Genomic DNA, 10,000 nt, shown 5'->3' on the forward strand with positions numbered 1-10,000 from the left:
CACACCTACAACGAAGCAGTCGCCTTCCCACAGGCCTCAGCAGGCCTCAAGGCAGCGGCGGCTTGACGCTTATCCGCGTGGGATGTCTTGTCGGCCAGGACCACATCTGGCCTGGTGCGGGGCCGTCCTTGCCCTCGGGGAACGCGCAAGCGGGCCATGACGTCGGTGAAGGCGGGTGCGTCACCGGCCTGCCCGGCGGTGAGCACGAACGCCAGAGGCCGGCAGTAGCCGTCGGCGGCGAGGTGGATCTTCGTGGTCAGTCCGCCGCGGGAGCGGCCAATGGCATGGTCGTCCGGCTCGCCGGCCGGGGCCCCTTTTTGCGGGCCCCGGCCGCGTGCTGGTGGGCCCGCACGATGGTGGAGTCCACCGAAACGGCCCAGTTGAGGTCCTCGTCAGCGTCGGCCTGGGCGACCAGGGCGGTGAACACCCGCTCCCAGGTGCCATCGACGGCCCACATCCGCAGCCGGTTGTAGACGCCTCGCCAATTGCCGTACTTCTCCGGCAAGTGGACCCACTGGGTTCCGGTCTGGAACTTGAAGGCGATCGCGTCGATCACCTCACGATGATCCCGCCAGCGACCACCCCGCTGCGGCGTCCGGTCCGGGAGTAACGGCTCAATCCGCACCCACTGCGCGTCAGTCAACGGCACACCTGGACCAACGACCCACTGATCCAAACGAAACTGCCTAGCGGGGTCCCGGGTGAGTACGGGGCCAGGTGCGGCTTGTGGGTGTGGATGTGATGCAAGTTCTGTGCTCTGCAGGCGTTTTCTGTCTTTCGGGTCTCTGCTGTGGTTGCCACCCTTCTCTACGGGTGAGACCGTCTGTGTTCGGTATCTGTCGTGCACAGTGGATGGTGCTTTGTTCCGTCAGTGATGGGGGCAGGGTGTGGCGGTCGCTTCGCCTCTGGGTGATCCTGCTCGGCGTGTCGGGGGGTGGGGCGGGCGCGACGCTGGCGGCCGCAGCCTGGTTGCCGACGGGGTGGACGGCTGCTGTGGTTGCCGTTGCCGCTGCTGTGACCGGTGTCGTCGCCGATGAGGCGAGGACCGCGCTCTTGGCGCATCGTCATGCTGTAGCTGCCCGCGGGAGAGAGCTGGCTGCTCGGACGCAGTGGGTGCGGGATGTGGTGGATCCGATCAGCCTGGGGGTCCATCCTGCGGCGTCGCTTCGTCATACCGGCCGGAAGGCCGAGCGGGTTCCTGCCTTCGTTGAACGCGACCGCTTTGACGACGTCGTGCGGCGGATCAGGCAGGGCGGCTTCGTCCTGATCGTTGGGGCTTCGACCGCCGGTAAGTCCCGGCTGGCCTATGAGGCCATGCGGGTGGCCGTTCCCGACTTCGTCCTGCTGCAGGCGCGGCCGGCGGAGGACCTGCAGGCGCTGTCTTTTGCTGTCGGCGCGGCCCGGCGCTGTGTGGTGTGGCTCGATGAGTTCGACCAGTTCCTGCGGGCCGGAGGCATCACTGTGGAGATGGTCAACACGATGCTCAGCGGTCCGGAGCGGCAGGTGGTGCTTCTGGCGTCGATGCGCAGCAAGGAATACGACCGGTACAGCGCGCGGCAGCGCGACGTTACCGACGCGGCGACGTGGAGGGCCGGCCGCGAGGTTCTGCTGCACGCCGGTGAGCCGGTGGAGCTGGATCGTCTGTGGTCACCGCAGGAAATCGGGCGGGTCCAGGGGGTAGACCGGGATCCGCAGTTGAAGGCGGCGGCTCAGGCGTCTGACCGGTTCGGAGTCGCGGAAGTCCTGGCTGCGGGTCCGGAACTGCACAACGACTGGATGCATGCCTGGCAGACGAATGCGCATCCGCGTGGTGCTGCGCTGGTCGCCGCTGCAGTCGATTGCCGGCGAATGGGCCTGCACCGGCCTGTGGGTACCTCGCTGCTGGTACCGATGCACGAGATCTACCTGTCTGCTCATGGCGGTGCCGTCCTGCGTCCGGAGCCTCTGGAGGATGCATTGGCGTGGGCGACAGCTCCGGTGCAGGGGGCCAGCAGTCTTCTGCTGCCTGATCGAGGGGGGTATCTGGCATTCGACTATTTGATCGATCTTCCCGGGCTGCCGGCCATACCTGAGAACAGCTGGGGTGCGCTCCTTGCTGCTGTCACGCCGCACGACGCCTTCGACGTCGGTTGGGCTGCTGTAGACCTGATGCGGCCGTCCGTCGCGCTGGCGGCTTTCGACACCGCCCGCCGTCACGGGGTACCCGACGCTGGCTATGCGCACGCCATCGCCCTGGGTAACGCGGGGCAGCCGCTGCCGGCCGTACGCCTGCTGCGTCCGCTGCACCAGCAGCGTGAGGCGCAGCTCGGCCCGGATCACCCCGATACGCTCGCTGCACGTCATGACATAGCCCGGTACCTCGCCGAGGCGGGCCGGCTCTCGGAAGCTGTTGCTCTTTTGGACCGTCTCACCCTGGACCGGCAGCGCGTCCTGGGGCCCCGTCATACCGCGACGTTGGTGACCCGCAGCAGCCAAGCCCGGTTCCTGCGTGATCTGGGAGACGTTCCGCAGGCACTGCATCTGTTTCAAGAACTGCTTCCCGATATGACGGCAGTCCTGGGCCCGGATCACGTGGACGTTCTGCTGGCACGTCAGGAGATGGGCCGGACCCTCGGTCATACGGGCCGGACCTCCGATGCCCTCGCCTGTATCACCGAGGTACTCAAGGACCAGGAGGGCTTTCTGGGCGCAGCGCATCCGCACACGCTCAGCACCCGCTTCGAGCTGGCACTTCTTGTTGCCCGGTCCGGCGACCTCCGCGAGGCCATCCGCCAGTTGCAGGCTCTTCTGGGGGACCAGGAACGTATTCTCGGCCTGCATTCACGCACGTTGAGCACCCGGCACCAGCTCGGCAGGCTGCTGGGGCAGACTGGTGAACCAGGCAGTGCCCTGGAAGTTCTCTCAGAGGTACTGCGTGATCAGGAACGCTTCCACGGCGCTGGCCACCCCCGCACGCTGGCAACGCGATACGACCAGCTCCTGGCCGCACGCCACACACAAGGGCCGCGGGAGGCTGCGGCCGTGCTGGCCACGCTCCTGGAGGACTGCCGCCGGGCGCTGGGAAGTACGCATCCCCTGACTCGGACGGTCGCCGCAGCCGCGGGAGCCGCCGGGCTCTGACCCTGACGGCAAGGGCAGTGCCGCTGTGGCTTGCAGGCGGCCACGGCGAGAAGGCAGGGGGTGCGGGCTTCACGGTCGGGTCGAGGAATCCGTCGTCCTACGCTTGTCCCCCTTTCAAGGGCATGGTCAGCGGATGAGTCGGTCCCGTTTCAGGCGGCCCGGCGGAAGGCCGTCCGGCGTGCTGGTCTGTCGGGCAGGCGGAGCAGGTCCTGCAGGAGGGTGCCGTGTTCGGCCCATCTGCGAAGCCGGTCGCGGTCGACCCAGTGCACGTGATGCCGTTCGCCCCAGCTCTTGGCGTCGCGGGTGAAAGACCCGTTGGTGATGACGACCGCGCTGTTCGCGCCATGGACCGGGCCTGCTGTCCCTTTGACCTGGTACATCACCGCTGAGCCAACCTTGCCGGCGACCTTGGTGTGCTTGGCCTGCAGGACGATCCTGCCCCGCTGCCGGTCCTGTCCGATGACATCGGCCGCCTGGTCGCCCTGCTGTCCGACCCGCTGTGCCGTCCAGCCGTCGCGGATGAGCAGGTCGCGCAGCGCGAACTCGAAAGCCTGGTCGTCCATGGCGTCGATCTCATTGAGGGTAAGCCGCAGTCGGGCCAGCGACTGGGCGCGTACCCGCCGGGCGCGAGCCTCGCGCATCGTGTGCCATGCCCCGACTGCGACTGCGGCAGGGAAGAGGAGGACTAGCCAGGGCCAGGCCTGGATGGCCGTTTGCCAGGCGGCCGTGACCAGCTGGGCCAGCAGCCACAGCGCAGCACAGCCGACGACCACGGCCGCGGCGTGCTCACCGCTGCCGCGGGGTTTGCGCAGCCGGAGAGTTCGGCGGGCCATCAGCGGCCCGCGCCCGCGGAAATGGACGGCTGCGGGGTGTCCGTCTTCGCGGGGGTGGCCTCACCGAAGCCGATGAGCTGGCTCCATAACCACACCGCTGCGATCAGCGCAGCGATCGTCCAGCCGCTCAGCTTCCTCCCGCCCGTAGTCGGGTTGCGCCGGATGTGCCGGCGGACCGTGTGGTATCCCTCGGGTGCTTTCGCCACTGCTTCCCCCTCTGTACGCCAGACCGCCAACTGCGGTCTGAGCACTGGGAATTGGTGTAGCAGCGGGCACTGACAAAGCAGCCTGAACGATCAGGAACAAGGGCGGTCCTGCCTCACAAACACGCCGCGTCCCTGGCTGTGGCGCTGTCGTGTTCGAACGGGGTCGGCACTGGCGCCCGGGGCTGGGGAAATCCCGCCCAGTCGCAGCCAAAACGGTGGGCACTGCAGCAGGCGGAGTGCTGGTGCGGTCTCGCATGCTGCGCAGCCGCGCACTCAGGCCCCTTCAGACACGGCCGGAAATGGCGAGAAGCACCACATGTTCGATGCAGTCCACCCGTGACGCGCAAAGCGGCGCACTGCATACGTGAGGGCTTCGAAGCTGGCCGATGGAGGCGGCAGGGCCTTGTCCCGTGCAGGGATCTTCCGGGTGCGGCCGAAGTGGGTGGAAGGGGCCATGTGATTATTCTGAGGCCCAGGTCCTGAAGCCAACGGCAGGCTGAGCACAATCTTGATCACGGAAGAGCTGAGCCGCAGGAGATGCCTATGTGGGAGACCCTCTACGACACCGTGGTCCTTGCCGTCGTGGCCGAGCTGCTCCTTCGCCCGATACGGAAGCGATGGCACAGGAGGCGCATCTCCCAGACGGTCGCCGCACTGAACCGTGGAAAAACCACCCGCATCCGCTGTGCCGCACGGTTCCGCAACTCAGGCGGAGGCCGGCACCGCGCTCGTCTGACGGTGAAGGCCGACGGTGTTTTCCTTTCCACCGTTGACAGCACGGTCGCGAGACTGCGGCTCGGGACTCCGCACACCAGTGTCGAAGTCGTCGCCGAGCGCTCGATGATGGTGTGCAGCGTCGCCGGGCGACAGCTTGAGATTTTGCTTCCGGCCGAGGAAGACCGCCTTTTCAAGGCCGTGGTGGCCAGGCTCCTGGACCACGGCGACGAACAACACCCCGCCGCCGGAATCGTCCCAAGTTCTGATTCGGGCTCAACGCCCTCGCACAAAGCCTGAGCCGGTTGTCCCCGCTGGCGTCGCCGAGTCGTGGCAGTCCCTTCGATCGCTCTCGTCGACGGACCGCGCACCGCCGTGTATCTGGTGAAAGTCCGGTCCGGCTTCCGGGATGGCAGTCGCTACTCTCGTCGGCGGCCTGACAGGCTTCCTCGTTCGGCACGCCTCTCGCCGTGCTGCACGACAGGCTCAAAGGGCCTGGCTGTGTACGGAGCCGCCGTCGGCGTTAGAAGCAGCACACTCCTCGACCAGTGCCCGAAGCTTGGGTGTCAGCTCGGCGGTCGCCACGGGATGCGGATTGCAGCAGCTCGGCGCAGACCACGATGAGAGCCGTCTGACTGATGGCACTGTCCAGGAGCGGGGCAAACTCGCAGCGGATACGCACAGCACACAGCGGCCGCGTTGGATCTTCCTTGTAGCTCCCGGAGCCCCGCCCTGCAACGATGCCCCGCAGGGGCGCGCGAATCTGACAACGCCTGGAAGTCAGCAAGCTGGGCTCACGGGACGGCTACTTGATCGTTCCGGTCCAATGGGGGTCTTCGGCGAGCATGTCGGCCTGGGCGTCCATGCGCGTCATGGTGATGACGACCTTCGTGCCGTTGGACTTGCGGAGCGCGCTCTCGCTGGTGAAGGTGCCGGTCTGGCCCGGTGCGATGCGGCCTGTCATCGAGCGGGAGCCCTTCTCCACGGAGAGCATCGAGACCTCTCCCCCGTTGGTGGCGCCCTGCTCTGCTTCGGACCACTGGTCCATGTCGAGCGGCTTGTTCGTGCCGTTGAGCACGGCCCAGGTGACGCGGTAGCCGGTCTGGTTGGCCTCGGGGCCGGTGTCGTATTCCCCGAAGGCCGTGAGCTTGCGGATGCTCTGGACGGTGACCTTGACGCCGTCGTTGTAGGCGAACGTGTCCCCGACCGCGAGCTCTGTGTCCGGCTCCTTCTCGGACGGGCTCGCGCTTGCGCACTGGTCCATCCAGTCGGCCTGCGAGAGGTTCGAGTCGGGCCCGCAGTCCGCGGACTTCGACGCCGCGGCGCCGTTGGCGCGTTCGGCCTTGCCCTGCTGATGAGCCGAGGAGCCGCAGCCTGTGAGCGCGGCCGCGAGGACAGCGATGGTGATGAGTGTGCTTCTTGCGTGCATGGTCCCCCCAAGGACGGTTTGAGCGCCGCCATTGTGGCGTCTGCGTGACTTGGGGTGGATGCTCCATGCACGCTTCGTATCTGAGATGTGACACGCGGGGGGCCGCGCGTCGTCTGTCACCACCAACCTTTGCGGCTTCGCCAGATCGGTGTGGGCTGGCCTGTCGACTGCGGCGAGGATGACTGTGGCGATCGTGAGTGCGGTGGCCGGATGGTCACGCGATTCGATCCAGCTGAGGCAGGCAGAGCTTCCAGCAGCCCATACTCGATTCGCGTGCTCCGTTGGTGCAGGTGTCGATCATTGCGGACAGGGCGGTCTTCTCACCGTTGGTGGTGGTGCGTTTCCAGACCGCTTTGATGTGGGTGCAGTTCTTGGCATAGGTGCACCAGAAGGCCTGGTTGGTGGGTTTCCAGTCCGGCGGACCTGCCTACGGCCTGGGCGAGTTCAAGGCGTTCGCCGGCCAGGCCGACCACGAGCGCCACGGCCTGTTCACCCAGCACCGGGCCAGGATCATCTGAGCTCTCTCTGACAGGCTGCGTCCGGGCTTCGGCGCAGTCTGCGTCCCGGCCCGGGCTGGCCCAGTCAGACGCACGGTCCAGCTGGACCGGTCCCGTGCACAGACTCCGCGAGGAGGAGCGTCCCCGCTCGGCTCGGTGTGGGACGCTCACAGCCTCTGCTGCGACACGCCGTTCACCGAGAGGTCGGGGTCCTCAGCGGGTTCCGGCGGGGCTTGCGCAGCCGGTGTGCCTCCCGCTGCCTGCTCCGAGCCCTCCTTCTCAGACGAGGGGGCACCCACGTCCAGGAAGGGCACCTCGGCGTGGGACAGGAGCCGCACCAGTTCGTCGCCGAGTCCGGCCTGGAGCGGGGTGCCGTCCTTGCCGAACGAGTCGATCTCGCCGTCGAACAGGGGCGTCTTGGTGGCCTCGTGGGTGACCTTCACGCCGAGGATGCCGCTGTGGTCGTAGCGGAATTGCACCAGCACCGCATTGCGTTCGGGTTCGCGTTCCGGTCTGGGCAGCGGGACTTCCAGACGGGACAGGGGGAATGCCCGGTCGCTGTCGGCCGGGTAGCCTGCTTCGCCTTCGATGATCTCCACGTTGACGGAGACCGCGTCGGGGCGCGACGGGGTGAAGCGCCGCTCCCCTCTCGCGATCAGGGTGCGGTTGCGGCGGATGATGGGCTGGAAGCCCTTGCGGGGGCCAGCGTCGAAGGCGGTGCCCAGGTCGTAGTTGGTGACGAGGCTGAAGCGGTCTCTTTGGTCGGGGTCGTCCAGGGCTGCTGAGTAGACCGCCGCGCCCCGTGCGACGGCCGTCATGGGGTGGCAGAGCTCTGCCGGGACAATCCGGTCGGCGCCCAGGATGCGGCCCACTGCCTCCCGCGCTTCGGGGATCTGCGACGTGCCGCCGATCATGAGCACGGTGTCAATTCCGCCGGGGGCGATCCCGGCGTCGTCCAGGCACTGCTCCAGCGGTTCCATCGCCCGCTCGATCAGCGGTGAGACGGACGCCAGGTACTCGGCGCGCGATACCGTCAGCGTCCTGCCGAGCGCCGGGAGGTCGAAGGCGACCTCAGCCGCGTCGCGCCGCGACAGGGCAATCTTGGTCAGCTCCACATCGCGCCGCCACCGGTTGCGTTCTTCAGGGTTCAGGTGCTCGGGTACCCGGCCGAGCTTCTCCAGGAAGATCCGGGCCAGTGCTTCGTCGAACTCCAGTCCGCCCAGTGCCGCGATGCCGCGCGAGGACAGCTCCTCGAAGTACTTCCCGTCGTAGTACAGGACGGTGGTGTCGATGGTGCCGCCGCCCCAGTCGAAGATGAGGAAGCGGCCCGGGATGTCGATGTCGTTGGTGTAGGAGACGGCGGCAGCGGTGGGTTCGTTGAGCAGCGCCTTGACTTTGATGCCGGCCAGCAATGCGGCTGCGCGGGTCCGGTACCGGGCGCCGCCGGTCGCATTGGCGGGCACGGTGACGACGGCTTCGGACAGGTCGAGGAAGCTGCGCTGCGCGGCTGTCTTCATCTGGGCGAAGAGTGCTGCGGCGGCGGCCGTGGTGCGGAAGGGCTCACCGCCCAGCCACACGTGGTGCTCTTCGAGGGCGGGCGCTCCCGCACCGCCCTGCTGCGCTCCGGCGGAGCGTGTGCCCAGCATCCGCTTGACCGCGTCCACGGGCTCGCCCGGGGCTGTCTTGGCCGCCCAGCCGAAGCAGAGGGTGCGCTGCAGGTCGCGGACGGCCAGGACGGAGGGGAAGAGCTCTTCGAATTCCGGCTGGCGCCACTGGGCGGGGATGCCGTGGCTGTCGATGGGGAGTGTCTCGGTGCGGGCGCCGTCGGACCGGGCGACAACCGAGTTGCTGGTGCCGAAATCGATGCCGAATGTCAACTCGTGCTCCTGGGAAGCTGGTTGTCCTGTTCTGGTGCCGTGCCGGGCTGCTGGGGGCGGTACCGGCGGGGCATGGCGACGCCTCCGACGGCTCCCGGGGCGCGTGCGGCGGTGCGGCGGGGCTTCCGGGCCTGGTCCGCGGGGGCAGTCTGAGGCAGCGGGTGCCCCCCGGGCTCCTCGGCTGTGTCCGGTTCGCTGCGGTCAGCTGCTGGGCCGGGGGCCTCGGTGCGGCCCGGGCCGCCATCCTCTGCGTGCTGCTGCTCTGCGGCCGGTCCGGTCTGCGGATCCGCGGACGGCCCGGGGCGGGTTCCGCTGCGTGCTCCGGGAGGGCTGCTGTGGCCTTCCGGTTGCGGTTCCTCCCGGACGGTCTGCCGGGGCGCGTCGCGGTGCTCGCCCTGGCGCGGCTCCTGGTGGTGGGGGGCGGGGGTCTGCTCTGCGGCTGCAGCCGGCTGCTCTGGGGCGCTGCCGGGGCTCTGCGTGCTGCGGTGCGGGGCGGGGTCTTGTTGGGGGCCTTGCGCCGTGAGCTGGCCTGCTGCGGGCGGCTCGCCGGTGGCGGTCTCGGGGCGCCGCCGGTCCTTGTGCGTGCGCGAGACAGATCCGTGGAGCTTGCCTGCGGGTGCTGGGGCCGGTCCCGCCGGCAGGGGGCGGATCCACCCGCGCTCGATCATGCGCCCGGTTTCGGCGTCGACGTATGCGGGACTGACCAGTTCGTAGGCGTCGCCTGGAAGGCTGCCGTCCGAGGTGCCGCTTGCGCCGGCCAGGTTGAACGCGGCCAGGTCGGTGGCCTCCGAGATGCGCCGGACCCCGGCAAGGGCTAGTTCCCGGTCGATGCGCTCCTGGAGCTCTGCGAGGGCGCCGGCCTGGGCTGCAGCGCGGTCGATCACGGCCAGTTGGGCGAGGTGGCGGTCGCGGGACCTCATGCCCTCGACAACGCCCGCCCGCACAGCGTCCGCGAGTTGGCGGCCGACGGTCCGGATGGCCTGGGCCACTGCCTCGGTGCTGCCGTCTGCATCGGCTGCAGCGCCCTGGAGGGAGTGGAGTCCCGCGGTGATGCGCGGTTCGACACATGCCAGGACGGATGCCAGGAGGGCCGCAGCGTCGAAGGTGCCTGCCTCGCAGTGCGGATGGCCTTCTCCGATGCGGACGACGACTGGCGGCTGCGGCGTCCTGCGGGGAGGGGCGGCGGGTGCGCGGCCGGCACGGTTCTGCCGCTCTGGCGGCGCTGTCTGGGCCTGCTGGGGCCGGGTGCCGCGCTTGTCGCCCTTGGCCGGCGGCTGTCCCGTCCTGTCGTGCGCGGACGACCCGCTGCCTCCTTGGGACATGT

7 protein-coding genes and 1 pseudogene are annotated in these 10,000 nt (G+C 68.6%); 2 read left to right on the plus strand and 6 right to left on the minus strand.

The features are described 5' to 3' along the window. Positions 1 to 86 precede the first annotated feature (86 nt). Positions 87 to 649: pseudogene (locus tag ACWEBX_RS08020) on the minus strand (IS5 family transposase); the annotation flags it as partial. Positions 650 to 909: 260 nt separating this feature from the next. Here ACWEBX_RS08020 and ACWEBX_RS08025 point away from each other — a divergent pair. Next, the gene (locus tag ACWEBX_RS08025) at positions 910 to 3,120 is read left to right on the plus strand and encodes a tetratricopeptide repeat protein (RefSeq protein WP_451884056.1); all 2,211 of its coding nucleotides are present in this window, start codon (positions 910 to 912) and stop codon (positions 3,118 to 3,120) included. A 149-nt stretch (positions 3,121 to 3,269) separates the two neighbouring features. On the opposite strand, the gene ACWEBX_RS08030 is transcribed toward ACWEBX_RS08025, so the two are convergent. Together ACWEBX_RS08030 and ACWEBX_RS08035 are read right to left on the minus strand one after the other, a co-directional pair. After that, entirely contained in the window at positions 3,270 to 3,953 is a 684-nt protein-coding gene (locus ACWEBX_RS08030; protein ID WP_451884057.1) for a restriction endonuclease, read from the minus strand. Further along, the gene (locus tag ACWEBX_RS08035; protein WP_451884058.1) at positions 3,953 to 4,159 is read right to left on the minus strand and encodes a hypothetical protein; all 207 of its coding nucleotides are present in this window, start codon (positions 4,157 to 4,159) and stop codon (positions 3,953 to 3,955) included. The genes ACWEBX_RS08030 and ACWEBX_RS08035 overlap by 1 nt, the downstream gene beginning before the upstream one ends. 543 nt (positions 4,160 to 4,702) lie before the next feature. Here ACWEBX_RS08035 and ACWEBX_RS08040 point away from each other — a divergent pair. After that, positions 4,703 to 5,173, plus strand: coding sequence for a hypothetical protein (locus ACWEBX_RS08040; RefSeq protein WP_451884059.1), 471 nt, complete (start codon positions 4,703 to 4,705; stop codon positions 5,171 to 5,173). A 505-nt stretch (positions 5,174 to 5,678) separates the two neighbouring features. On the opposite strand, the gene ACWEBX_RS08045 is transcribed toward ACWEBX_RS08040, so the two are convergent. The 3 genes from ACWEBX_RS08045 to ACWEBX_RS08055 form a co-directional block, all read right to left on the minus strand. After that, positions 5,679 to 6,302 (minus strand): hypothetical protein, encoded by a 624-nt coding sequence (locus ACWEBX_RS08045; protein WP_451884060.1) that lies wholly within the window; start codon positions 6,300 to 6,302, stop codon positions 5,679 to 5,681. 664 nt (positions 6,303 to 6,966) lie between these two features. Continuing rightward, positions 6,967 to 8,676: an Hsp70 family protein gene (locus ACWEBX_RS08050; protein ID WP_451884061.1), complete on the minus strand. Its 1,710-nt coding sequence runs from the start codon at positions 8,674 to 8,676 to the stop codon at positions 6,967 to 6,969. Then, positions 8,673 to 9,998 carry a hypothetical protein gene (locus tag ACWEBX_RS08055; protein WP_451884062.1) on the minus strand — a complete coding sequence of 442 codons (1,326 nt, stop codon included), beginning with the start codon at positions 9,996 to 9,998 and terminating at the stop codon, positions 8,673 to 8,675. The genes ACWEBX_RS08050 and ACWEBX_RS08055 overlap by 4 nt, the downstream gene beginning before the upstream one ends. Positions 9,999 to 10,000 lie beyond the last annotated feature (2 nt).

The organism is Streptomyces sp. NPDC005070, from assembly GCF_053600395.1.

What these genes read in the sequence shown, in the direction of transcription:
- ACWEBX_RS08040 (WP_451884059.1), top strand. Translation starts at nt 4,703, where the DNA reads ATGTGGGAGACCCTCTACGACACCGTGGTCCTTGCCGTCGTGGCCGAG.
- ACWEBX_RS08030 (WP_451884057.1), bottom strand. Translation starts at nt 3,953, where the DNA reads ATGGCCCGCCGAACTCTCCGGCTGCGCAAACCCCGCGGCAGCGGTGAG.
- ACWEBX_RS08055 (WP_451884062.1), bottom strand. Translation starts at nt 9,998, where the DNA reads ATGTCCCAAGGAGGCAGCGGGTCGTCCGCGCACGACAGGACGGGACAG.
- ACWEBX_RS08045 (WP_451884060.1), bottom strand. Translation starts at nt 6,302, where the DNA reads ATGCACGCAAGAAGCACACTCATCACCATCGCTGTCCTCGCGGCCGCG.